Raw genomic sequence first — 23,314 nt, forward strand, 5'->3', positions numbered from 1 at the left:
CGGACGGCTACCTCAGCGGTAGTCGCGACCGAAGTCGTAGTCGTCCAGCGGCACCGCGGCACCGGTGCCCGTGCCGAAGACGTCCGGGCTGTAGTAGCCGTCGTCGTAGCTCGGCAGCGCGTAGGCGGCCGCGCGGGCCTCCTCGGTCGGCTGGACCTGGATGTTGCGGTACCGGTTGATGCCGGTACCGGCCGGGATCAGCTTACCGATGATCACGTTCTCCTTGAGCCCGACGAGCTTGTCGCGCTTCCCGTTGATCGCGGCATCGGTGAGGATGCGGGTGGTCTCCTGGAACGAGGCCGCGGACAGCCACGACTCCGTCGCCAGCGAGGCCTTGGTGATCCCCATCAGGACCGGACGGCCGGAGGCCGGCTCCAGACCCTCGGCGACGACCCGGCGGTTCTCGGACTCGAACTCGCCCCGCTCGGCCAGTGCACCGGGCAGGAACTCGGTCGCACCCGAGTCGATGATCGTGACCCGGCGCAGCATCTGCCGGACGATGACCTCGATGTGCTTGTCGTGGATGTCCACGCTCTGCGTGCGGTACACCTTCTGCACCTCACGCACGAGGTGCAGCTGCACCTCACGCGGGCCCATGACACGCAGCACCTCGTGCGGGTCCGCCATGCCCTCGAGGAGCAGCTGGCCGACCGTCACGTGGTCGCCGTCCGCGAGCGGACGCTCGGTGCCGTCGACGGTGGTCATCCCGAGCCACTGCCGCTTGGACAGCTTCTCGTAGACGATCTCCTCGCCGCCGTCGTCCGGGATCAGCGTGATCTTCCAGAACCGGTCGCCGTCCTCGATGCGGATGCGGCCGTCGACGTCGGCGATCGGCGCCTTGCCGCGCGGGACCCGGGCCTCGAACAGCTCGGTGACACGCGGCAGACCGGTCGTGATGTCGTCACCCGCGACGCCACCCTGCTTGAACGTACGCATCGTCAGCTGGGTGCCGGGCTCACCGATGGACTGTGCGGCGACGATGCCGACGGCCTCGCCGACGTCCACCAGCTTGCCGGTGGCCATCGAGCGGCCGTAGCACATGCCGCAGATACCGGTGGCCGAGGCGCAGGTCAGCGCGGAGCGGACCCGGACCGTCTTGACGCCGGCCGCGACGAGCGCGTCGAGCACGGCGTCGCCGAGGTCGTCGCCCTTGCGGACCAGCACGGTGCCGTCCGCCGCGGTGATCTCCTCGCCGGAGGTCCGGGCGTACACCGAGGTGCGCAGGTAACGGTGCGGGATGAACCGACCGTCGCTCGTCTCCTCGGTGACCGCCATCGGGATGGCGCGCTCGGTGCCGCAGTCGACCTCGCGGACGATGACGTCCTGCGACACGTCGACCAGACGACGGGTCAGGTACCCGGAGTCCGCGGTCCGCAGCGCGGTGTCCGCCAGACCCTTACGGGTGCCGTGCGTGGAGATGAAGTACTCCAGCACCGACAGGCCCTCGCGGTACGAGGCCTTGATCGGACGCGGGATGAACTCGCCCTTGGGGTTCGCGACCAGACCCTTCATGCCCGCCAGCTGGCGGATCTGGGTCATGTTGCCCGCGGCCCCGGACTGCACGATCGTCGGGATCGGGTTGTCCTCGGGGAAGTTCTGCTCCATCGCCTTGGCGACTTCCTCGGTCGCCCGGCTCCAGATCTTGACCATCTCGTCGTTGCGCTCCTGGTGCGACAGGGCACCACGCTGGTAGCGCTTGTTGATCTGGTCGGCCTTCGCCTCGTACTCCTCGAGGATGCCCGCCTTGGCCGGCGGGACCAGCACGTCCGCGATCGAGATCGTGACGCCGGAGCGCGTGGCCCAGTAGAAGCCCGCGTCCTTCAGCCGGTCCAGGACCTGCGCGACCTCGGTCATCGAGTAGCGCTCGGCCAGCTCGTTGACGATCGTGGCCTGGCGCTTCTTCGGCAGCGGCTCGTTGACGAACGGGTAGTCCGCCGGCAGGAGCTCGTTGAACAGCACCCGCCCGAGCGTGGTCTCCGCGGTCCAGACGCCGTCCTCGGTCACGGTCTCGGCGTCCGTGCCCGGGGTCGGGGTGACCTGCGGGAGCCGGATCTTGATCGGCGCCTGCAGGTGGAGGACCTTGCGGTCGTAGGCCATGATCGCCTCGGCCGCGGAGCCGTAGTGGTTCCCGGCGCCGTGGGCCTCCTCGCGGAGACGGGTCAGGTGGTACAGACCCGTGACCATGTCCAGACGCGGCATCGCCAGCGGGCGACCCGACGCCGGGGACAGGATGTTGTTCGACGACAGCATCAGCACGCGGGCCTCGGACTGCGCCTCGGCCGACAGCGGCAGGTGCACCGCCATCTGGTCACCGTCGAAGTCCGCGTTGAACGCCTCGCAGACCAGCGGGTGCAGCTGGATGGCCTTGCCCTCCACCAGCTGCGGCTCGAAGGCCTGGATGCCGAGACGGTGCAGCGTGGGCGCACGGTTCAGCAGCACGGGGTGCTCGGAGATGACCTCCTCGAGCACGTCCCACACCTGCGAGCGGCCGCGCTCGACCATCCGCTTGGCGGACTTGATGTTCTGCGCGTGGTTGAGGTCCACCAGGCGCTTCATCACGAACGGCTTGAACAGCTCCAGCGCCATCTGCTTGGGCAGACCGCACTGGTGCAGCTTCAGCTGCGGGCCGACGACGATGACCGAACGGCCCGAGTAGTCGACGCGCTTGCCGAGCAGGTTCTGCCGGAACCGGCCCTGCTTGCCCTTCAGCAGGTCGGACAGCGACTTGAGCGGGCGGTTGCCCGGACCGGTCACCGGCCGGCCACGACGGCCGTTGTCGAACAGCGCGTCGACGGACTCCTGGAGCATCCGCTTCTCGTTGTTGACGATGATCTCGGGCGCGCCGAGGTCGATCAGTCGCTTGAGGCGGTTGTTCCGGTTGATGACCCGGCGGTACAGGTCGTTCAGGTCCGAGGTCGCGAAGCGGCCACCGTCGAGCTGCACCATCGGGCGCAGGTCCGGCGGGATGACCGGCACGCAGTCGAGCACCATGCCCATCGGCGAGTTGCCGGTGGTCTGGAACGCCGCGACGACCTTCAGGCGCTTGAGCGCACGCAGCTTCTTCTGGCCCTTGCCGGACCGGATGATCTCGCGCAGCTTCTCGGCCTCGGCCGGGATGTCGAAGTTCTCCAGCAGCTTCTGGATCGCCTCGGCACCCATGGCACCGGTGAAGTAGTCGCCGTAGCGGTCGTAGAGCTCGCGGTAGATGGACTCGTCCGCGATGAGCTGCTGGACGTCGAGCTTGGTGAACGTCGTCCAGATCTCGTCGAGCCGGTCCAGCTCGCGCTGGGCACGGTCGCGCAGCTGACGCATCTCGCGCTCGCCGCCGTCCTTGACCTTGCGGCGGACGTCGCCCTTGGCACCCTCGGCCTCGAGCTCGGCGATGTCGGCCTCGAGCTTCTGGGCGCGGGCCTCGAGGTCGGCGTCGCGGGTCTGCTCGACCCGGCGGCGCTCCACGCTCATCTCGTTCTCGAGCGTGGACATGTCGTTGTGCCGCAGCTCGGTGTTCACCGAGGTGATCACGTACGCCGCGAAGTAGATGATCTTCTCGAGGTCCTTGGGGGCCAGGTCGAGCAGGTAGCCCAGCCGGCTCGGGACGCCCTTGAAGTACCAGATGTGCGTGACCGGGGCGGCCAGCTCGATGTGGCCCATCCGCTCACGACGCACCTTGGCGCGCGTGACCTCCACGCCGCAGCGCTCGCAGATGATGCCCTTGAACCGGACGCGCTTGTACTTGCCGCAGTAGCACTCCCAGTCCCGGGTCGGACCGAAGATCTTCTCGCAGAAGAGCCCGTCCTTCTCCGGCTTCAGGGTGCGGTAGTTGATGGTCTCGGGCTTCTTGACCTCACCGTGCGACCACTGGCGGATGCCCTCGGCGGTGGCCAGGCCGATGCGCAGTTCGTCGAAGAAGTTGACGTCGAGCACGTATGTCCTCTGTTTCTTCGTTTAAAGGGCGGCTGGTCGGACGGGGGTCAGTTGACGACGTCGTCGACGGTCATCGACTCCGAGCCCGGGCGGCTGGACAGGTTGATGCCCAGGTTCGCCGCGGCGCGCTCGAGGTCCTCGTCGTCGGCGTCCCGCATCTCGATCGCCGCACCGTCGCTGGAGAGCACCTCGACGTTCAGGCAGAGCGACTGCAGCTCCTTGAGGAGCACCTTGAACGACTCGGGGATCCCCGGCTCCGGGATGTTCTCGCCCTTGACGATCGCCTCGTAGACCTTCACGCGGCCCACGACGTCGTCGGACTTGATCGTCAGCAGCTCCTGCAGGGTGTAGGCGGCGCCGTACGCCTGCATCGCCCAGCACTCCATCTCACCGAAGCGCTGGCCACCGAACTGCGCCTTACCGCCCAGCGGCTGCTGGGTGATCATCGAGTAGGGGCCGGTCGACCGGGCGTGGATCTTGTCGTCCACCAGGTGGGCCAGCTTCAGGATGTACATGTAGCCGACCGCGACCGGGAACGGGTACGGCTCACCGGAGCGGCCGTCGAGCAGCTGCGCCTTGCCGTCCGGACCGACCATCCGCTCGCCGTCCCGGTTGGGACGGGTCGAGCCCAGCAGACCCGTGATCTCGTGCTCGCGCGCACCGTCGAACACCGGCGTCGCGGTGTTCGTGTCGGCGGGCACCGAGTAGAGCTCCTCGGGCATCTGCGCCGCCCACTCGGGCGTGCCCTCGATCTCCCAGCCGGACTTGGCGATCCACCCGAGGTGGGTCTCCAGGATCTGGCCGATGTTCATACGACGCGGCACACCGTGGGTGTTCAGGATGATGTCGACCGGCGTGCCGTCCGGGAGGAACGGCATGTCCTCCTGCGGGAGGATCTTGCCGATGACGCCCTTGTTGCCGTGCCGGCCGGCGAGCTTGTCGCCGTCGGAGATCTTGCGCTTCTGGGCCACGTAGACGCGGACCAGCTCGTTGACGCCCGGGGCCAGCTCGTCGTCGTCGTCGCGGGAGAAGACCCGGATGCCGATGACCTTGCCGTTCTCGCCGTGCGGGACCTTCAGCGAGGTGTCGCGGACCTCGCGCGCCTTCTCACCGAAGATCGCGCGGAGCAGGCGCTCCTCCGGGGTCAGCTCGGTCTCGCCCTTGGGCGTGACCTTGCCGACCAGGATGTCGCCGGGCTGGACCTCGGCGCCGATCCGGATGATGCCGCGCTCGTCGAGGTCGGCCAGCACGTCCTCGGAGACGTTCGGGATGTCCCGGGTGATCTCCTCGGCGCCCAGCTTCGTGTCGCGCGCGTCGATCTCGTGCTCCTCGATGTGGATCGAGGTGAGCACGTCGTCCTGCACGAGGCGCTGCGACAGGATGATCGCGTCCTCGTAGTTGTGGCCCTCCCACGGCATGATCGCCACGAGCAGGTTCTTGCCCAGCGCCATCTCGCCGTTCTCGGTGCAGGGACCGTCGGCGAGCACCTGGCCCACCTCGACCCGCTGCCCCTCGTCGACGATGGGCTTCTGGTTGTTGCAGGTGCCCTGGTTCGAGCGGCGGAACTTGTTCAGACGGTAGGTCTGACGCTGCCCCTCGTCGTCCATGACGGTGATGTAGTCGGCGCACAGCTCCTCGACGACACCGGCGGACTCGGCGGTGACGACGTCACCGGCGTCGACGGCGGCACGCAGCTCCATGCCGGTACCGACCAGCGGCGACTCCGAGCGCAGCAGCGGCACCGACTGGCGCTGCATGTTCGCGCCCATCAGCGCACGGTTCGCGTCGTCGTGCTCGAGGAACGGGATCATCGCCGTCGCGACCGACACCATCTGGCGCGGCGAGACGTCGATGTACTCGACGCCGGAGGGCGAGATCAGGTCGACCTCGCCGCCCTTGCGGCGGACCAGGATCCGGTCCTCGGCGAACGAGCCGTCCTCGTTGAGGCGGGCGTTCGCCTGGGCGACGACGAAGCGGTCCTCCTCGTCGGCGGTCAGGTAGTCGATCTGGGAGGTGACGACACCCTCGACGACCTTGCGGTACGGCGTCTCGATGAAGCCGAACGGGTTGACCCGCGCGAAGGACGCCAGCGAGCCGATCAGACCGATGTTCGGACCCTCCGGGGTCTCGATCGGGCACATGCGGCCGTAGTGCGACGGGTGGACGTCGCGGACCTCCATGCCGGCACGCTCACGGGACAGACCACCCGGGCCGAGCGCCGACAGGCGGCGCTTGTGGGTCAGTCCGGCCAGCGGGTTGTGCTGGTCCATGAACTGCGACAGCTGCGAGGTGCCGAAGAACTCCCGGATCGCGGCCGTGATCGGCCGGGTGTTGATCAGGGTCTGCGGCGTGATGGCCTCGACGTCCTGGGTGGTCATCCGCTCGCGGACGACCCGCTCGGTGCGGGACAGACCGACCCGGACCTGGTTCTGGATCAGCTCGCCGACGGTGCGCAGGCGCCGGTTGCCGAAGTGGTCGATGTCGTCGGTCTCGACCGGGATCTCCCGCGCGGAGTCACCGGAGCCCACGGCCATCGTGGTCTCGCCGGCGTGCAGCCGGACGAGGTACTCGATGGTGGTGGCGACGTCCTCCTCGGTCAGCGTGCCGACCGAGTTGTCGATGTCGAGGCCGAGCTTCTTGTTGGCCTTGTAGCGACCGACCTTGGCCATGTCGTAGCGCTTGTCCTTGAAGAACAGGTTCTCCAGGAGCGCCTGGGCCGACTCGCGCGTCGGCGGCTCGCCGGGGCGCAGCTTGCGGTAGATGTCGAGCAGCGCCTCGTCCTGGCCCGCGGTGTTGTCCTTCTCGAGCGTCGTCATGATCGTCTCGGAGAACCCGAAACGCTCACCGATCTGCTCGGCGGTCCACCCCAGGGCCTTCAGCAGCACGGTGACCGGCTGACGGCGCTTGCGGTCGATGCGGACACCGACGGTGTCGCGCTTGTCGACGTCGAACTCCAGCCACGCACCCCGGCTCGGGATGATCTTGACCGAGTAGACGTCCTTCTCGGTCGTCTTGTCGATCGCGTGGTCGAAGTAGACACCCGGCGAACGGACGAGCTGCGACACGACGACGCGCTCGGTGCCGTTGATGATGAAGGTGCCCTTGTCGGTCATCACGGGGAACTCGCCCATGAAGACCGTCTGGGACTTGATCTCACCGGTGGTGTTGTTCGTGAACTCCGCCGTCACGAACAGCGGGGCACCGTAGGTCATGTCCTTGTCCCGGCACTCCTCGACGGAGGCCTTGACCTCGTCGAAGCGGGGGTCGGAGAAGGACAGCGACATCGAGCCCGAGAAGTCCTCGATCGGCGAGATCTCGGTGAGGATCTCCTCCAGACCGCTCACCGGGAGATCGTCACCGGCCTCGATCCGGCGCTGGAACCAGGCCTCGCTGCCGACCAGCCACTCGTACGACTGGATCTGCAGGTCGAGAAGGTCGGGGACCTCCAACGGCTGGGCGATCTTCGCGAAGGTGACCCGGGTGGGTGCGCCGGGGTAGTTCGGGTTCGCCGAAGCGGAGAGGGTCGAGGTGGTCGCGGCGGCGCGGGAGACAGCCAAGATGCGTCCTTCCGAGAACTGCGCTTCTCGTCTGGCGTGCGCCGGTGGCGGGCGCTACCGTCTCCCTCGATCCGATCGGGGTCCCCCCGGATCGAGAAGCCGGTAGCCAGCCACGTCGCACGCCGTCTGTTGTCGGGCGCTGACGGACGAACGAACCCCCGCACCCATATCCGCCGAACCCTCTCCGGCGGCCGACGGATCGGTCCGGAAGTCTTCCCCGGTCATGAGCGCTTGAGTCTGGACGCAGACAGCGCAAAGAATGACTATAGACGCTGCGAGCGCAGCTGTCGAGACAGGTCGCCGATTCCAGCATCCAGGCAACCACCGTTGCCCAAGAGTGACCTGCACGCCGCACCGAGTCAAGTCCCACTTCGTCGACGAGCGGTCATCCTGCCGGGACGACCGGTCCACCGACGCCCCTCCAGGTCGCTCCGCGTGACGGTTGACACGGTGTCGTCGGGGCGCCAACGATCGGTCACAGGTCGGTGACGGCCGGCGGCGACGAAAGGACGACGATGTCCGACAGCACTCCTCCCATGCGCGAGCTCCTCGGCGACGACGCCCCCAGCAACTGGGGCAAGTGGGGTCCCGACGACGAGCTGGGCTGCCTGAACTACCTGGACGCGGGCGAGGTCCTGCGGGGCGTGCAGCACGTGCGTTCCGGCGAGGTGTTCACCCTGCAGATCCACATGGGACGCACCGAGGCGCCGGGCGACCCGCTGTGGCCGGGCCGCGAGGGCATCAAGCGCCAGAACGTCATGGACGAGGGCACCTGGGACTCGGCCGACGCACCGCAGTTCCCCGGCGGTCTGCACTACGCCGACGACACCGCCCTCATCTTCCTGCAGGGCTCCACGCAGTACGACGCGCTCGGCCACGTCTGGTACGACGGCAAGCTCTGGAACGGCTACGACGCGCGCTCCACCGTCGACGCGATGGACCGGGCCTCGGTGCTGCCGATCGCGGAGAAGGGCGTCGTCGGGCGGGGCGTGCTCGTCGACATGGCCCGGCACCGCGGCAAGGAGTGGCTGGACAAGGGCGAGACCTTCGACCACACCGACCTCGAGGCCGCCGCGCAGGCACAGGGCGTCACGATCGAGCCGCACGACGTGCTCGTCATCCGCACCGGATGGATGAAGTACTGGTACGAGCTCAACGACCCGGCCACCTTCTACACCGACTTCACCGAGCCCGGGCTCACCTACTCACGCGAGCTCGTGGAGTGGTTCCAGCGCAAGGAGATCCCGAACCTCGTCACCGACACGATCGCCAACGAGGTGACCAGCGAGCCGCACACCGGCGTCGCGCTCCCGCTGCACTGCGCGCTGATGCGCAACCTCGGCGTCGCCCTCACCGAGATCGCCTGGCTCGACGACCTCGCCGACGCCTGCGCCGCCGACGGACGGTGGAGCTTCCTCTACGCCGCGGCCCCGCTCAAGGTCGTCAACGGCACGGGGGCACCGGTGAACCCGATCGTGATCCGCTGATGTCCTACGCCGACCGCCCCTGGCTGGCCCGCTACGCCGAGGGCCAGCCGCACGACATCACCCCGGACTTCCCGGACGCGCTGTCGATGTTCCGCGCCGCGGTGGCGCGGAACCCCGACGGCGACGCGATCCGCTACTTCGACGGCGCGCTCACCTACCGCGAGCTCGACGAGCTCACCGACGCCTTCGCCGCCGGGCTGCTCGCCGGCGGGTTCACCGCGGGCGAGCGGGTCGCGATGTACCTGCAGAACGTGCCGCAGTTCGTCCTCGGCCTGGTCGGCACCTGGAAGGCCGGCGGCGTCGCGGTGTCGGTCAACCCGATGAACCGGGAGCGGGAGCTGGAGCTGCTGCTCCGCGACTCCGGGTCGTCGGTGCTGGTGTGCCTGGAGTCGCTCTACGACGGCGTCGCGCGGACCGTGCTGGCCGGGCAGACGGGTGTGCGCACCGTGCTCACCACCTCCGAGCGCGAGTTCCAGACCCGTGACGACCCGCGTGCCCTCCCCGGGACCACGCGGCCGGACCTGTCCGGCGACGACGTCACCGACCTCGGCGCGTTCCTGGGGACGCACCGGGGCAGCACTCCCCCGCCGGTGTCGTTCGCCGCCGGCGACACGGCGTTCCTCACCTACACCTCGGGGACCACCGGGCCGCCCAAGGGCGCGATGAACACCCACGGCAACGTCGTCTTCACCAGCCAGGCCTACGCCACCTGGTGCGGCCTCGGCGACGACGAGGTCGTCCTCGGCATCGCCCCGCTGTTCCACATCACCGGGCTGATCGCGCACGTGACCCTCGCCCAGTACCTGGCCGCGCCGCTGGTGCTGTTCCACCGGTTCGAGCCGTCGCTGGGCGTCGACGTCATCCGGGAGCACCGGCCGACCCTGACCGTCGGGGCGATCACCGTGTTCATCGCGCTGATGAACGCCCCGAACGCCGACCGGGAGGCGCTCGCGTCGCTGCGCACGATCTGCTCGGGCGGGGCGCCGATCCCGCCGTCGACGGTCACCGCGTTCCACGAGGCGTTCGGGCTGTGGATCCACAACATCTACGGGCTGACCGAGACCACCTCGCCGTCGCACGCGACGCCGATCGGCACCCAGGGACCGGTGGACTCCGCGTCCGGGGCGCTGTCGGTGGGCGTCCCGATCTACGGCACCGTCGTGCGCATCCTCGACGACGACGGCGCGGAGCTCCCGCCCGGCGAGATCGGGGAGATCTGCACGTCCGGGCCGCAGGTCGTCGCGGGCTACTGGGGCAAGCCCGAGGAGACGGCCCACGCGTTCCCCACCGGGGAACTCGCGCAGCCCGAACTCAGAACGGGGGACGTCGGCTACATGGACGCCGACGGCTGGTTCTACATCGTCGACCGCAAGAAGGACCAGATCAACGCGGGTGGCTACAAGGTGTGGCCGCGCGAGGTGGAGGACGTGCTCTACGAGCACCCCGCGGTGCGGGAGGCCGCGGTGGTCGGCGTCGCCGACGAGTACCGGGGCGAGACGGTCAAGGCGTTCGTGTCACTGCGGGCCGGTGCCTCGGCCACCCCGGAGGAGCTGATCGCGTTCACCAGGGAGCGGATGGCGGCCTACAAGTACCCGCGGCAGGTGGAGCTGCTCGACGAGGTGCCCAAGACCGTCACGGGCAAGGTGCTGCGCCGCGAGCTGCGGGCCCGCGAGCAGACCTGACCGGTGGAGACGACGACGGGGCGCCGACCCGGTGGGTCGGCGCCCCGTCGTGCGAGCGGTGCTCAGGTCACTTGAGCGAGACCTTGGCGCCGGCCTCCTCGAGCTTCGTCTTGGCGGCCTCGGCGGCCTCCTTGGCGACACCCTCGAGCAGCGGCTTCGGCGCGGACTCGACGAGGTCCTTCGCCTCCTTCAGGCCCAGGCCCGAGACGACCTCACGGACGACCTTGATGACCTGGATCTTCTTGTCACCGGCGGCCTCGAGGACGACGTCGAACTCGTCCTTCTCCTCCTCGGCGGGGGCGGCACCGGCGGCGGGGGCACCCGCGGCGGCGACGGCGACCGGGGCGGCCGCGGTGACCTCGAAGGTCTCCTCGAACTTCTTCACGAAGTCCGAGAGCTCGAGCAGGGTGAGCTCCTTGAAGGCGTCGAGCAGCTCGTCGGTGGACAGCTTCGCCATGGTGGCGGTCCTTTCTCTACGAAAGACAGATGGGGGTGGTGATCAGCTCTCGGCGGAGTCGCCGTCGGCCTCGGCCGGAGCGGCGGACTCGCCGGACTCGGCCTTCTTGTCGGCCAGCGCCTGCGCGAGGCGGGCGACCTGCGAGGCCGGGGCGTTGAACAGCCCGGCGGCCTTGGACAGGTTGGCCTTCATCGCGCCAGCCAGCTTGGCCAGCAGGACCTCGCGGGTCTCGAGGTCCGCCAGCTGCTCGACCTCGGCGGTGGACAGGGCGCGCCCGTCCATGTACCCGCCCTTGATCGTCAGACCGGGGTTGTCCTTCGCGAACTGCTTGATCGCCTTCGCGGCCTCGACGGGCTCACCCTTGATGAAGGTGATGGCCGTCGGGCCGGCGAGCAGGTCGTCCAGGCCCTGGACCCCGGCCTCCGCCGCCGCGCGCTTGACCAGGGTGTTCTTCGCGACGCGGAAGTTCGCGTCCGAACCCAGGTCCCGGCGCAGCTGGGTCAGCTTGGCGACGCTGAGCCCGCGGTACTCGGTCACGACCGAGGCGTCCGACTCGCGGAAGCGGTTGGTGATCTCCTCGACCGCTGCGACCTTCTCAGGTGCTGCCATCGCTGCCCTCCTCTCGGGGGTCGGTCTCGTGCACGTGGGACGTGCTTGGGGGTGCCACCGACGCAGTTCCCACTCCGACCCCGGAGACGACGAACGCCCCGTGCGCAGCAGCACGGGGCGTCGGAAGTTCGTGGGGCGCTCGCGCGCCCGGTGTCGCCTCGTCCTCCTGCGCGGGCCGTCCGGACGCTCCCGGAACCTTCGTACGCCCTTCGGGAAGGACGCGGACCTGCGGTCTTCGGTGGATCGGGAGTAACTGTAGCTCCTCGCCGTACCCCCGGTTCACCCGGGGGTACGGCGGGGTGGGCCTGCTCAGGCCGGCGTCATCGCGGAGATCTTCCAGCGGCCGTCGACGAACTGGGCGTCGACCCGCAGCCGGGCCGCCGCGGCACCCTCCTGCGGGGCGCCGCCGTCGGCCTGGCGGCGGATGACCTGGTTGACGAAGGCGTAGACGGTCGCGCGGTCGCCGTCGATGCTCGCCACGGCGAGCTTCGGGATCGTCGCGGTGACCACGGCCTTCTGCTGCGGGGCGAGGTCCTTCACGCTGCCGAAGATCTTGTCGAACTCCGGCTGGAAGCCCGGGGTGATGACGCCGCGGGCGTCGTCCTCGGCCTGCTGGAGGCGGGCGTAGTCGAAGGAGTAGACCTTCGTGATCGCCTCACCGACCTGCTCGCTGACCTGCGCGGTGGTGCCGACGTCGGTGAGCGCGGTGTTGGACGCCGACCCGGTGAAGGTCGTGCGGTACCACTCGGCGCCGAAGAACGCGGCGGCCGCGACGAGCAGCACCGTGACGGCGAGCAGCAGGCCGGTCGCGCGCCGGGTCGTCGGGGCGGCCAGCAACGACCGGCGACGCGGGGCGCCGTCGGCGTCGGCCGGGGCGGCGTCGGCGTCGGTGCCGGGGGCGTCGGTGTCGGGGGCGTCGGTGCCGGGGGCCTCGGTGCGCGCGGCGTCGCCGGAGCGGACCGGTGCGGCGGACGGGACCGCGTCACCGGAGCGCTCGTCGAGGGCGACACCGCCGGTGCCGGTCTCCTCCTCGTCGGGCTCGTCGGCGCGGGTGCGCGGGCGGCCCGCGACCTGGGGCCTGCGGATACCGCCCGCAGGGCGGCGGCGGGGGGTGGACATGCGGTGACCTCCTGGGGTGGTCGACCTGGGAGCGGGGCGGTGCGGGGCACCGCCGGGGGGCCGGGGGTCGGGCCGGAGGGTCAGCCCGTGCCCGGGGTGACCAGCGGCTCCAGTGCGTCGACCTTCCAGCCGTCGTCGGTGCGGACCATGCCGAGCTCGATGCGCTGGCGGGTCACGGCGGGCTGACCGCCCTCGGGCGTGACGGTCACGTCGACGCCGGCGAGCACCCGGGCGGTCCCGGCGCGCGGGTCGACCTCGGTCACCGCGGCGTCGGTGACGGTCGCGGCGGTGGTGCGCTTCTGGTCTGTGACCAGCTTGGCGTAGGCGTCGCGGTTGGACACGAACTCGTCGCGGACCGACCCGGCCGAGGACTGGATCCACAGGTCCAGGCCCTTCTGGGCGTCCTTGTGGTCCAGGGTGTTCAGGTTGATCACGGCCTGGCGGGCGTCACGGAGCGCCTCGTCGCGGGCCTGGGCGACCTGGGTGGCGTCGCTGTTCAGCGCGAACAGCCACAGGCCGCCCAGCACGAGCGCGAGCACCGCCGCGACGACGGCGGCCACGGGCAGGGCCCTGGCGAGCGGTCCGGGCGGGGCCTGGCCGCCGTCCGGACCGGTGGCAGGCTCCACGGGCGCGGCACCGTCGGGGGTGTCGGCCGTCGGGCCGGCCTTCGTGTCGGCGTCGGAGCCGGCAACGTCGGTGTTCATCGGGGAGCGTTCCTCCTCCCGGCTGCGGGGGCACAGCCGCTCGGCGACCGCACCGGGCGGCCGTGGGCCGGCCGTGGGGGTCCGCGCCGTCCGGCGGACGGCGGTCCCCCGCGGTCGTCGTGCCGGCCAGGCCCGGGTGTGGCCCGGCCGTCGTGCCGGTCACGCCCCGGACGGGGCGCGACCGTCGTGCTCAACCGCCCAGGATCTGGGCGAAGCTCGTCACCAGGCCCGGCGTCGCGACCCGCTCGGCACGGTCGTCGCCGAGCGACCCGGCGTTCGGCCGCGGGGCCGGTCCGTCGGCGGTGTCGCCGCCGTAGTGACCGTCACCGTGGCCGCCGAACCCCGAGTTGCCGGAGTAGTCCGGCACCTCGAGCGGCTGGGGCCTCTGGACATTCTGCATTCCGCGCACGTTGGTGGGGCTTCCGGGGGGCTCGGTGCAGCGGGCGTCCTCGTTCACCGGTCGCTCGGAGACGTCGAGGCCACCGCGGTTGGGCGTGCCCTCGTAGCCCCGGGTGCAGACCGGCGGGTCGGCGATGTTGACGACCAGGCCGAGGTGCGCGGTCCCGTCGCCGGGCACGACCTTCGGCGCGACGGCCACCAGGCCGGGGTAGGTCACGAGCAGCTGGCGCAGACCCGCCTGGCGCGGGGCCAGCAGCTCGGTCACCGTCCGCAGGTTCGCGATCGACTCGCCGAGCCCGGGGCCGCTCTCCCGCAGCAGGCCGCTGACCTGGTCGCCCAGGCGCGGGCCGTCGTCGATGATCCGGCGCAGGTCCGGGTCGGACTGCTTGAGCTGCTCGGTGACCTCGCGCAGGCCGCGGCTGAACTCCTGGAACTGCGGGGCCACCTCGTTCTGCGTGGTGAGCACCGGACGGGCGTCGCGGATCAGCGCGGTCGTCTGCGGCAGCGCGTCGGTGGCGGCCCGGGTGAACTCCCCGGTGGTGTCGAGCAGCTGCTGCAGCGGCTGCGCGGTGCCCTCGAAGCCCTGGCCGAGCTCGCGGACGACGGTCTGCAGCGAGTCCTTCGGCACCGTCGACACGAGCTGGTCCAGCTCGGTCAGGAAGGTGTTGATCTGGACCGGGGTCCGGGTGCGGTCCTGCGGGATGACCGAGCCGGAGGCGAGCGCCTCGCCGCCGTCGGCCACCGGCTGGAGGTCGACGTACTGCTCACCGATCGGCGAGAGGTTCCCGACGACGGCCCGGGCGTCGGCCGGGATGGCCGGCGCGGAGTTCTCGATGTCGAGCTGGACGTCGACACCGCGGGCGGTCAGCGACAGCGGCCCGACCCGGCCGACACTCACGCCGCGGTAGGTGACGTCGGCGCCGCTGAAGATCCCGCCGGAGTCGGCGAGCTCCACCGTGACCGGGTACGTCGTCGCCCCGAAGATGCGGTCGAGACCGGCGTAGCGGAAGCCCGCGTAGCCGACCGCCACGATGGTGACGAGCACCAGCGCGGTCAGCTGCCAGCGGACGGTCTTGGTGATCACGATCCGCCTCCGAAGAGTCCGCCGAGCAGGCCGCCGCCACCGGAGCCCTGCTCCGGCGTCGGGCTCGGTGCCGGGGTCGCCGACGGTGCCGGGGTCGCCGGCGCGGTGCCCGAGGCGGGCGGCGCCGGCGCGGTGGTGGGCTGCTCGGCCCCGAGCAGCGGCAGCGCGGGCGCACCCGGGACCGCCGGGTCCGGCTGCCGCGGTGTGGCGCCGAGCAGCGGCGTCAGCAGCTGCGCGGTGGGCGGCAGCTGGGCCAGCTGCGTCGGGTCGAGCGGCAGCCCGAGCTGGTTGGAGTTCAGGATGTTGCGCAGGACCGAACCGAGGTCCAGGTCCAGCTTCACGTACAGGTTGGCGTAGTCACCGGCGACGGCGTCGGTGGCCGCGTCGGTGAACGGGATCGACAGCAGCAGCTGCAGCGAGTCCGGCAGGTTCTGGCCGGAGTCGGCCAGGTTCCGCAGCACCGGGCGCAGCGCCTCCAGGTCGGCCAGCAGGTCGTCGCGGGACCGGTTGACGACGTTGGTCGCGACGCCGGACAGCCGGTCGAGCGCCTGCAGCATGCCGACCAGCTGGGTGCGCTGGGACTCGAGCTCACGCAGACCGGGGCTGATGTTCTGCAGGGCGTTCTCGATCTGCGGGCGACGCTCGGCGAGGGTGGCCGACAGACGGTTGAGCCCGTCGAGCGCCCGGTTGATGTCGTCCTTGGAGCTGTCGAGCGAGCCGACGAGCCGGTCGAGGTTGTCCAGCAGCGCCCGCACCTGCGGCTCGCGGCCGGACAGCGCGTTGTTCAGCTCGGTGGAGATGGTCCGGATCTGGGCCACGCCACCGCCGTTGAGCAGCAGCGACAGGGCCCCGAGGACCTCCTCGACCTCGGCCGCGCGCCCGCTGGCCTGCAGCCCGATCCTCCCGCTCCGGGCGAGGTCGCCCTCGGCGGGGACGGTCGGCTGGGACAGCTCGACGAACTTCTCACCGAGCAGCGAGGTCGTGCGGACCCGCGCGGTGGCGTTGGCCGGGAGCGTGACGTCGCGGTTCACCGCGACGGTGACCAGCGCGTTCCACGACCCCGGCTCGACGGCGACGGTCTCGACCGCGCCGACCGGGACGTCACCGACGCGCACGATCGACTGCGGGACGAGGTCGACGACGTCGGCGAACTCGATCTGCACCGAGTACGGGTCGTCGCCCAGGTTCGCGCCACCGGGCAGCGGAACGCCCCGCAGGCCGCCGTCCACCGCACCGCAGCCGCCCGCGAACAGGGCCACGGCGGTCAGCAGCGCCGACACCCGGCCGACACGGCCGCTGGAGCCGATCACGATCCACCTCCGAACAGGCCGAACAGTCCGCCGCCCCCGCGCTCCTCGGTCTCGGGGACCGGGGTGGGAGTGGCCTGCGGGGCCGTCGTCGTCGACGGCGCCGGGGTGGCCGGGGCGCCGGTGGCACCCGGTGCGGGCTGCCCACCGGGGGCGGGAGCCTGCGGGTCGGCCGGGGCGCGCAGCTGCGAGCCCGGGTCGGTCAGCGACAGCGGCGAGCCCGGCATCAGCTGGGGGACCGCCGGGTTGACCCCGGAGCCGCCGGCCTGCAGCTGCTCGAGCACCTGCTGCGGGGTCGGCAGCGGCACCGCGCCGTCGAGGATCGGGGCCAGGCCGTCGCACAGGGCGGCGGTGGGCTGGTCCAGGCCACCCGGGATCTGGCCCGCGCCGCGGCGGAGGATCTCGCAGATCGCCACCGGCAGCGGGTAGGCCAGCTCGTTGATGTTGGCCCGGGTGTCGAGGGTCTCCGAGGAGCCGTTGTAGATGTTGGTGAGGTTGCCCAGCGCGGCCGGGGCCACGTCGGCGATCTCGGACAGCGCCCGCTGGTGGTCGACGACCTCCTGCGAGACGCTCGCGAGCTTGTCCACGTTCGACCGCAGCGTCGACCGGTTGTCCTGCACGAAGTCGGCGACCTCGCCGAGCGCGTAGGACAGCTGGTTCAACGCCCCGCCGAGCTCGCCGCGCTGGCTCGCGAGGAAGCCGGTCACGTCGGCCAGCTTCCCGTTGAGCTCGCGGATGCCGGGGTCGTTCTCCCGCAGCGTCCCGACGAACTTCTGCAGCTCGGTGATGGTGCCGAACAGGTCACCGCTGGACCCGTTCAGCGTCGTCGAGAGCCCACCCAGGTTGCGGATGGTGTCGTTGAGCGCGCGGCCGTTGCCGTCGAGGTTCCTCGCGGTGACGTCCAGGACGTCGTTGAGCGCGCCGTCCTTGTTCGCCCCCTGCGGGCCGAGCGCCCGGGAGAGCTCGGTCGCGGTCCGGGTGAGGTCGTCGACGCCGAGCGGGAACGCGGTGCGCTCCAGCGGGATCGGCTCGCCGTTCCACTCCGGGCCGCCGGTCCACACCGGGGTCAGCTGCACGTAGCGGCCGGTGACCAGGCTCGGCGAGACGACGGCGGCCTTGACGTCGGCCGGCAGGCGCACCTCGTCGTCGGTGATGGTCATGTCGACCCGCACCCGGTCGCCCTCCGGCGTGATCCGGTCGATCTTGCCGACCGGGACGCCGAGCACCCGCACGTCGTTGTCCTGGAACAGCGCGGCGGAGCTGGTGAAGTAGGCGGTGACCTGACGGCCGCCGCCGGAGGTGATCAGCCAGATCGCGCTCGCCACCAGGACGGCGACGACGGCGATCAGGGCACCGAACTGGATCTGGCGCCGGTCGTTGGCCCAGGACCCCATCAGCAGTCACCCCCGAGCGGCACGACCGGCGGCAGCAGGCCGCACAGGTAGTTGTCGAACCAACGGCCGTTGCCGAGGGCGTTGCCGAACACGCGGACGAACACCGCTTCCTTGTCGAGGATCTCGCCGAGGTTGTCGCGGTTCTCCTCGAGCACCGCCAGCACGCGGTCGAGGGTCTCCAGGGCCGGGCGCAGCTGAGCCTGGTTGTCGGCGACGAGTCCGCGCAGCTGGATCGACAGGCGCTGCACGCCGTCGAGCAGGTTCGCGATCGCGTCCTTGCGCCGCTGCAGCTCACCGAGCAGCAGGTTGCCGTCGTTCACCAGCTTCACGACGTCGCCGCGGCGGTCGGCCAGCGTGGTCGACAGCTGCCGGGTGTTGGCGAGCAGCTTCTTCAGCTCGCCGTCGCGGCTGGAGATCGTGTTCGACAGGCGGGACAGCCCGTCCAGGGCCCCGCGGATCTCCGGCGGGGTGTCGCGGAAGGTGTCCGAGAGCGTGGTCAGGCTCGACGCGAGCTGCGTGGTGTCGAGCTGGTCGATCGTGCCGGAGAGGCCGTTGAAGGCGTCGACGACGTCGAACGGGGACTTGGTCCGGTCCCGCCCGATCGGCTCGTCGGGGTTCTGCTCGCCGTCGCCGCGCGGGTCGAGGGCGAGGAACTTGGAGCCGAGCAGCGTCGCGATCTCGATCGACGCCGTGGTCCGGTTGCCGACCCAGGCGTCCTCGACGGTGAACTCGACCTTCACGTGGTCGCCGTCGAGGGAGACGTTCTGCACCCGGCCCGCCTCGACTCCTGCCACGGTGACGCGGTCGTTGGCCTGCAGGCCCGCCGCCTCGGGGAACTCCGCGGTGTAGCGGGTGGCCCCGGAGAAGATCGCCTCGTAGTTGAACGCGGCCAGTGTCAGCGCCGCGATCAGCACGAGTCCGATCACCGCCGTCAGGACGGGGCGCTTCTGCCCTGCCTGTGCCATCAGTTGCCTCCCGGCTGCAGCGCTGCGGTCGGGTCGCTGCTGGAGTCGACCGGGCCACGGCCGGCCGCCTGGTCCAGCAGGCCGCCGACCGACTCGGTGGTCGGCTCACGCATCAACGGGTTGTCCTGGGCGCGGTTGTCCGCGGGGTCGCCGGGCTGCGAGCCGTCGGTCGGGACGGTGTTGCCGGCCCCGATCCCGGACGGGTCCGGGCCACAGCGCCGCTCGGGGTTGCGGATCGGGCCGATGCCCAGGTCCTCCAGCGAGGTCGGCTGCAGGATCGGCGAGATGCCGATCTGGCCGTCGAGGCCGCAGAGGTAGAAGTTGAACCAGCTGCCGTAGGAGCCGACGCGGGCGATCCGGTTCAGCTTGAACGGCGTGTACTGCAGGAACCGCTCGATCGCGGGGCGGCCCTGGTCGAGCTGGGTCGCGAGGTCGCCGAGGTTGCGGATGTCGTCGCGCAGCGGCGGGCGGGCGTCCTCCAGGAACGACCCGGTGACCTGGGTCAGCTCGCCGATGGACTGGATCGCGTTGCCGATGGGCTCGCGGTCCTGGGCCAGCCCGGACACCAGCGCCTGCAGCGAGCTGATCAGCTCGTTGAGGCCCTCGTCGTTGCGGTTCACGGTGTCGAGGGTCAGGTTCAGGTTGTCGATGACCTGGCCGATGACCTGGTCGCGGTCGGCGATCGAGTTGGTCAGCGACGACGTCGAGGCCAGCAGGCTCTGCACCGTGCCGCCCTCGCCCTGCAGGACCTGGACGATCTCCATGGACAGCTTGTTGATCTGGTCCGGGTCCAGCCCCTGGAACAGCGGCTGGAAGCCGTTGAACAGCACGGTCAGGTTGACCGCGGGGCGGGTCCGGTCGATCGGGATCTGGCCGCCGGCGGGGAGGTCCTCCCCGGTCGGGCCCGCGCCCTGGTCCAGTGCCATGTAGCGCTGGCCGATGAGGTTCTTGTACTTCAGGGTCGCGCCGACCGTCGCCGGCAGCGGGGTGGACGAGTCGACGTCGAACGCCACCTCGGCGACCCGCTGGTCGACGATGCGGACGTCCTTGATCGACCCGACGACGACACCGGCGATGCGGACGTCGTCGCCGGCCAGCAGGCCGGTCGCGTCGCTGAACCGGGCGGTGTACTCGGTGACCTGGCCGCCCCGGGCGTTCGCGATGGTCAGCCCGAGCAGCGTCGTGCCCAGCGCCGTGACCAGCGCGAAGACCAGGAACTTGACCAGCGCCGAGATCGGGAGCCTGCTCACGTCAGCGTCACCTCCGTGCCGCGCAGGAGCGGGCCGACCATCGTGCTGCTCCAGGCCGGGACGGCCTGCGGGGAGCCGCCCTGGTGGGCGGCCAGCAGCTGCGCGACGACCTCCTGCTCACCGGCGGAGTTCGCGACGCCCATGTCGACCGAGCCGCTCTGGTGCGCCCCGTCGTAGGACGACGGCTGGATGCCCGCCTGACCGAGCGCGGTGGTCAGCGGGGGCAGCACGCCCGCACCGTTCTGCGCGCTCTGGTCCTGGATCAGACCGAAGCTGTTCGTGCCGTCGTAGGTGCCGAAGGTGTCGACCCCGAAGTCCTCGGGGTTGCCCATCGGCTGCCCGGCCGGGGCCGGGCCCGGGACGGAACCGTCCCGGAACGGGCCGTCCGGCGGGTACTGGGTGCCGGTCGGGACCGGGATCGGGTAGCAGCGCGGACCGCGGTCGTCGCCGTACTCGGGCTCGTCCTGGTTCGGCAGGTACTTGCCCTTGCTCGCCACGATCTCGAGGGTGATGTTGACGCCCACCCGGTCGGTGCCCGGCCGGATCGCGTCGTTGATCTTCGGGATCAGCTCGACGAGCTGGCGGGTCAGGCAGGGGAACTCCGGCGAGTAGCGCGCGAGCGTCTCCAGCGTCGGCCGGCTGGCCGCCGACAGCCCGATGATGTTCTCGCCGTTCGCGTCGAGGAAGGCCCGCAGGTCGTCCGACGCGCCGGTGATGGAGCGGTAGAGGTTCCGCAGCCCCTCGCGCTTCTCGACGATCGTGCGGCTGGTGACCGTCAGGTTGTCGAGCGCGTCGAGCAGGTCCGGCGCCGCCTGGTTCAGGTTGTCGGAGAACGTCGCCAGCTGGCGGATGTCCTCCTGCAGGTCCGGCACGGCCGGGTTGAGGCCCTCGACCAGGGTGTTGAGCTGGGTGAGGGTCTCGCCGAGCTGGTTGCCGCGGCCCTGCAGGGCCTGGGAGAGCGAGCCGAGGGTGGTCGCCAGGTCCTGCGGGCGGACGGTCTGCAGCAGCGGCAGCAGCTCGTCGAGCACCCGCTCGACCTCCAGCGCGGCCTGGCTGCGGTCCTCGGGGATGACGTCGCCCGCGGCCAGCCGGGCCGTCGACGGCGCGGCCGGCGGGACCAGCGACACGAACTTCTCGCCGAACAGCGTCTTGGGCAGCAGCTGGGCGGTGACGTTCTCCGGGATCTGGTCGAGGAACTGCGGGTCCATCGACATCTCGATGCTGGTGTCCGTGCCGTTCGAGACGACCTGGTCGACCTGCCCGACGATCAGGCCGTTGACCTTGACGTCGGACCGCTCCTGCATCTGGGTGCCGACCCGGGCGACGTTCAGGGTCACCGGGACACCGGAGGAGAAGGCGCCGACGTACTGGGCGACGGCCAGCCCGAGCAGGACGACGATGACCGTGACGAAGGCCAGGCCCTGCAGCACTCGCTTCGGGGACCTCATCCGGCCACCCGCACCGAGGTCGAGGTGCCGAACATGACCAGCGTCAGGAAGAAGTCCAGGATGGCGGTGCTCACGATCGACAGCCGCACCGCGCGACCGACCGCGACGCCGACGCCGGCGGGGCCGCCCTTGGCGGAGTAGCCGTAGTGGCAGTGGATCAGGATGATCACCGTCGCGAACACGATCACCTTGAGGTAGGACAGCAGTACGTCACTGACCGGTAGGAACAGGTCGAAGTAGTGGTCGTAGGTACCACCGGGCAGACCGTTGATCAGCGTGACGTTGATCCGCGAGGCGGCGTAGCTGGCGAGCAGGCCGAGCGTGTAGATCGGGATGATCGCGACGATGCCCGCGACCACCCGGGTGGTCACCAGGTAGGGCACCGAGGGCACCGCCATGACCTCCAGCGCGTCGATCTCCTCGGAGATCCGCATGGCGCCCAGCTGGGCGGTGAAGCCCGCGCCGAGCGTCGCGGTCAGCGCCGAGGCGGCGACCAGCGGGGCGATCGAGCGGGTGTTGAAGTAGGCGGTGATGAAGCCGGTCAGCGCCTCGACGCCCAGGGCGTCCAGGGCGCGGAAGCCCTGCAGGCCGACCAGCGAGCCGACGAACAGCGACAACGACGCCATCACGCCGACGGTCCCGAGGATGACGATCAGCGCGCCGGAGCCGAAGGAGACCTCGGCGAGCAGCCGGGCGACCTCCTTCTTGTACCGGGTCAGCGTCTTCGGGATCCAGAGGATCGACCGGACGTAGAGCGACAGCTGGTCGCCGAGCTCCTCGAGCTGGTTCAGCGGCGCCTGGGCGGCCCGTCGGGCCCGCGTTCCGAGTGGGGTGGCCATGGATCAGAAGCCCTTCGGCGGGACGAGCTCGAGGTACAGGGCGGTGAGCACGAGGTTGATCAGGAAGACGAGCACGAAGGAGATGACGACGGCCTGGTTCACCGCGTCACCGACGCCCTTCGCGCCGGGCGGCGGGTTGAGGCCGCGGAAGGCGGCGACGACACCGGCGACGATGCCGAACAGGAACGCCTTCAGCTCCGACACGACGATGTCGCTGACCTGCGCGATCGCCGAGAAGCTGTTGATGTACGCACCGGGCGACCCGCCCTGGATGATCACGTTGAAGAAGTAGCCGCCCGCGACGCCGACGCAGGTCGCGAGCCCGTTCAGGACCAGCGCGGTGATGCCCATGGCGAGCACCCGCGGCACGACCAGGCGCTGGATCGGCGAGATGCCGAGCACCTCCATCGCCGCGATCTCCTCGCGGATGGTCCGGGCTCCGAGGTCCGCGCAGACCGCGGAGCCACCGGCGCCGGAGATCAGCAGCGCGGTGACGATGGGGGCGGCCTGCTGCACGATCGCGAGGACCGCGCCGGCGCCGGTCTGGGACTGGGCGCCGAACTGGCGGGTCAGCTCACCGAGCAGCAGCGCGATCGTCGCGCCGAAGGGGATGGTGAACAGGGCGGTCGGCAGCGCCGAGACCTTGGTGACGAACCAGGTCTGCTCGACGAGCTCGCGCCACTGGAACGGCCGGCGCAGTCCCTGGCGGCCGATCTCGGCGAACAGGCCGAAGAACCTGCCGACCGGGGTGAGCGCCCGCGTGACGGGGCTGGGGATGCTCACCGGTCACCGCCGGAGAGCTGGTGACGACCGCCGGGGTCGGGGGTGTCGTCGGTGATGCGCGGGTGGATGTCGGTGGGACGGTCGTCGCTCACCGTCGCGCCGCTGCGGGCCATCTGACGGGTGGTGCCGTCCTGCGACGGACCGCCGCCGGCCTGCGCGTCGCTGTCGGCGTGCTGCTCCCGGATCGCCTCCTGGGCCGACTCCGGCAGCTCGTGCAGCATCGCCTCCACCCGCTCCCGACGACGGTGCACCGCCTGCCGGTCGGGCATCCCGGTCGACGCGACGAGCTGCGGCTTCATCGGCGGA

At 70.7% G+C, this 23,314-nt stretch carries 15 protein-coding genes and 2 pseudogenes; 2 read left to right on the forward strand and 15 right to left on the reverse strand.

Annotated elements, in window-relative coordinates:
- Window positions 1-12: 12 nt before the first annotated feature.
- Window positions 13-3,924 carry a DNA-directed RNA polymerase subunit beta' gene (locus tag ND486_RS12185; protein WP_251784412.1) on the reverse strand — a complete coding sequence of 1,304 codons (3,912 nt, stop codon included), beginning with the start codon at window positions 3,922-3,924 and terminating at the stop codon, window positions 13-15.
- Window positions 3,925-3,971: 47 nt separating this feature from the next.
- The gene (locus ND486_RS12190; RefSeq protein ID WP_062397851.1) at window positions 3,972-7,481 is read right to left on the reverse strand and encodes a DNA-directed RNA polymerase subunit beta; all 3,510 of its coding nucleotides are present in this window, start codon (window positions 7,479-7,481) and stop codon (window positions 3,972-3,974) included.
- A gap of 515 nt (window positions 7,482-7,996) precedes the next feature.
- On the opposite strand from ND486_RS12190, the gene ND486_RS12195 reads away from it, so the two are divergent.
- Both ND486_RS12195 and ND486_RS12200 read left to right on the forward strand, forming a co-directional pair.
- Window positions 7,997-8,968 carry a cyclase family protein gene (locus ND486_RS12195; RefSeq protein ID WP_208825141.1) on the forward strand — a complete coding sequence of 324 codons (972 nt, stop codon included), beginning with the start codon at window positions 7,997-7,999 and terminating at the stop codon, window positions 8,966-8,968.
- A complete protein-coding gene (locus ND486_RS12200) occupies window positions 8,968-10,650 on the forward strand; it encodes an AMP-binding protein (RefSeq protein WP_251784413.1) in 1,683 nt (560 codons plus the stop codon). The genes ND486_RS12195 and ND486_RS12200 overlap by 1 nt, the downstream gene beginning before the upstream one ends.
- 67 nt (window positions 10,651-10,717) lie before the next feature.
- Here ND486_RS12200 and rplL read toward each other — a convergent pair whose 3' ends face one another.
- From rplL to ND486_RS12265, 13 genes and pseudogenes are all read right to left on the reverse strand, one after another.
- The gene (gene rplL, locus ND486_RS12205; RefSeq protein WP_062397856.1) at window positions 10,718-11,107 is read right to left on the reverse strand and encodes a 50S ribosomal protein L7/L12; all 390 of its coding nucleotides are present in this window, start codon (window positions 11,105-11,107) and stop codon (window positions 10,718-10,720) included.
- 42 nt (window positions 11,108-11,149) lie between these two features.
- Entirely contained in the window at window positions 11,150-11,716 is a 567-nt protein-coding gene (rplJ, locus tag ND486_RS12210) for a 50S ribosomal protein L10 (protein ID WP_020622230.1), read from the reverse strand.
- A gap of 309 nt (window positions 11,717-12,025) precedes the next feature.
- Window positions 12,026-12,835 carry a nuclear transport factor 2 family protein gene (locus ND486_RS12215; protein ID WP_251784414.1) on the reverse strand — a complete coding sequence of 270 codons (810 nt, stop codon included), beginning with the start codon at window positions 12,833-12,835 and terminating at the stop codon, window positions 12,026-12,028.
- A gap of 80 nt (window positions 12,836-12,915) precedes the next feature.
- The gene (locus ND486_RS12220; RefSeq protein ID WP_251784415.1) at window positions 12,916-13,539 is read right to left on the reverse strand and encodes a hypothetical protein; all 624 of its coding nucleotides are present in this window, start codon (window positions 13,537-13,539) and stop codon (window positions 12,916-12,918) included.
- 190 nt (window positions 13,540-13,729) lie between these two features.
- Window positions 13,730-15,022: an MlaD family protein gene (locus ND486_RS12225; RefSeq protein ID WP_251784416.1), complete on the reverse strand. Its 1,293-nt coding sequence runs from the start codon at window positions 15,020-15,022 to the stop codon at window positions 13,730-13,732.
- Window positions 15,019-16,332, reverse strand: coding sequence for an MCE family protein (locus ND486_RS12230; RefSeq protein WP_251784417.1), 1,314 nt, complete (start codon window positions 16,330-16,332; stop codon window positions 15,019-15,021). Before ND486_RS12230 ends, ND486_RS12225 begins: the two co-directional genes overlap by 4 nt.
- On the reverse strand, window positions 16,329-17,723 hold the full coding sequence (locus ND486_RS12235) for an MCE family protein (protein ID WP_251784418.1): 1,395 nt from the start codon (window positions 17,721-17,723) through the stop codon (window positions 16,329-16,331). The genes ND486_RS12230 and ND486_RS12235 overlap by 4 nt, the downstream gene beginning before the upstream one ends.
- Window positions 17,723-18,688 carry an MCE family protein gene (locus ND486_RS12240; RefSeq protein ID WP_208826775.1) on the reverse strand — a complete coding sequence of 322 codons (966 nt, stop codon included), beginning with the start codon at window positions 18,686-18,688 and terminating at the stop codon, window positions 17,723-17,725. The genes ND486_RS12235 and ND486_RS12240 overlap by 1 nt, the downstream gene beginning before the upstream one ends.
- Window positions 18,689-18,945: 257 nt before the next feature.
- A pseudogene (locus tag ND486_RS12245) lies at window positions 18,946-19,923 on the reverse strand (MCE family protein); the annotation flags it as partial.
- An 11-nt stretch (window positions 19,924-19,934) separates the two neighbouring features.
- Window positions 19,935-21,386: an MCE family protein gene (locus ND486_RS12250; RefSeq protein WP_251784419.1), complete on the reverse strand. Its 1,452-nt coding sequence runs from the start codon at window positions 21,384-21,386 to the stop codon at window positions 19,935-19,937.
- Window positions 21,383-22,225 carry an ABC transporter permease gene (locus ND486_RS12255; protein ID WP_161152754.1) on the reverse strand — a complete coding sequence of 281 codons (843 nt, stop codon included), beginning with the start codon at window positions 22,223-22,225 and terminating at the stop codon, window positions 21,383-21,385. The genes ND486_RS12250 and ND486_RS12255 overlap by 4 nt, the downstream gene beginning before the upstream one ends.
- Before the next feature lie 3 nt (window positions 22,226-22,228).
- Window positions 22,229-23,008 carry an ABC transporter permease gene (locus ND486_RS12260; RefSeq protein WP_224401413.1) on the reverse strand — a complete coding sequence of 260 codons (780 nt, stop codon included), beginning with the start codon at window positions 23,006-23,008 and terminating at the stop codon, window positions 22,229-22,231.
- A pseudogene (locus tag ND486_RS12265) lies at window positions 23,005-23,314 on the reverse strand (ABC transporter ATP-binding protein); the annotation flags it as partial. The gene ND486_RS12260 and the pseudogene ND486_RS12265, both read right to left, overlap by 4 nt.

The sequence above is a fragment of the Pseudonocardia sp. DR1-2 genome (assembly GCF_023717215.1).
Classification (GTDB): domain Bacteria; phylum Actinomycetota; class Actinomycetes; order Mycobacteriales; family Pseudonocardiaceae; genus Pseudonocardia; species Pseudonocardia alni.

Bases quoted from the DNA above. Each gene is read 5' to 3' on its own strand.
- rplJ (WP_020622230.1), bottom strand. From the start codon at position 11,716: ATGGCAGCACCTGAGAAGGTCGCAGCGGTCGAGGAGATCACCAACCGC.
- rplL (WP_062397856.1), bottom strand. From the start codon at position 11,107: ATGGCGAAGCTGTCCACCGACGAGCTGCTCGACGCCTTCAAGGAGCTC.
- ND486_RS12250 (WP_251784419.1), bottom strand. From the start codon at position 21,386: ATGAGGTCCCCGAAGCGAGTGCTGCAGGGCCTGGCCTTCGTCACGGTC.
- ND486_RS12215 (WP_251784414.1), bottom strand. From the start codon at position 12,835: ATGTCCACCCCCCGCCGCCGCCCTGCGGGCGGTATCCGCAGGCCCCAG.
- ND486_RS12235 (WP_251784418.1), bottom strand. From the start codon at position 17,723: ATGGGGTCCTGGGCCAACGACCGGCGCCAGATCCAGTTCGGTGCCCTG.
- ND486_RS12240 (WP_208826775.1), bottom strand. From the start codon at position 18,688: ATGGCACAGGCAGGGCAGAAGCGCCCCGTCCTGACGGCGGTGATCGGA.
- ND486_RS12200 (WP_251784413.1), top strand. From the start codon at position 8,968: ATGTCCTACGCCGACCGCCCCTGGCTGGCCCGCTACGCCGAGGGCCAG.
- ND486_RS12255 (WP_161152754.1), bottom strand. From the start codon at position 22,225: ATGGCCACCCCACTCGGAACGCGGGCCCGACGGGCCGCCCAGGCGCCG.
- ND486_RS12195 (WP_208825141.1), top strand. From the start codon at position 7,997: ATGTCCGACAGCACTCCTCCCATGCGCGAGCTCCTCGGCGACGACGCC.
- ND486_RS12220 (WP_251784415.1), bottom strand. From the start codon at position 13,539: ATGAACACCGACGTTGCCGGCTCCGACGCCGACACGAAGGCCGGCCCG.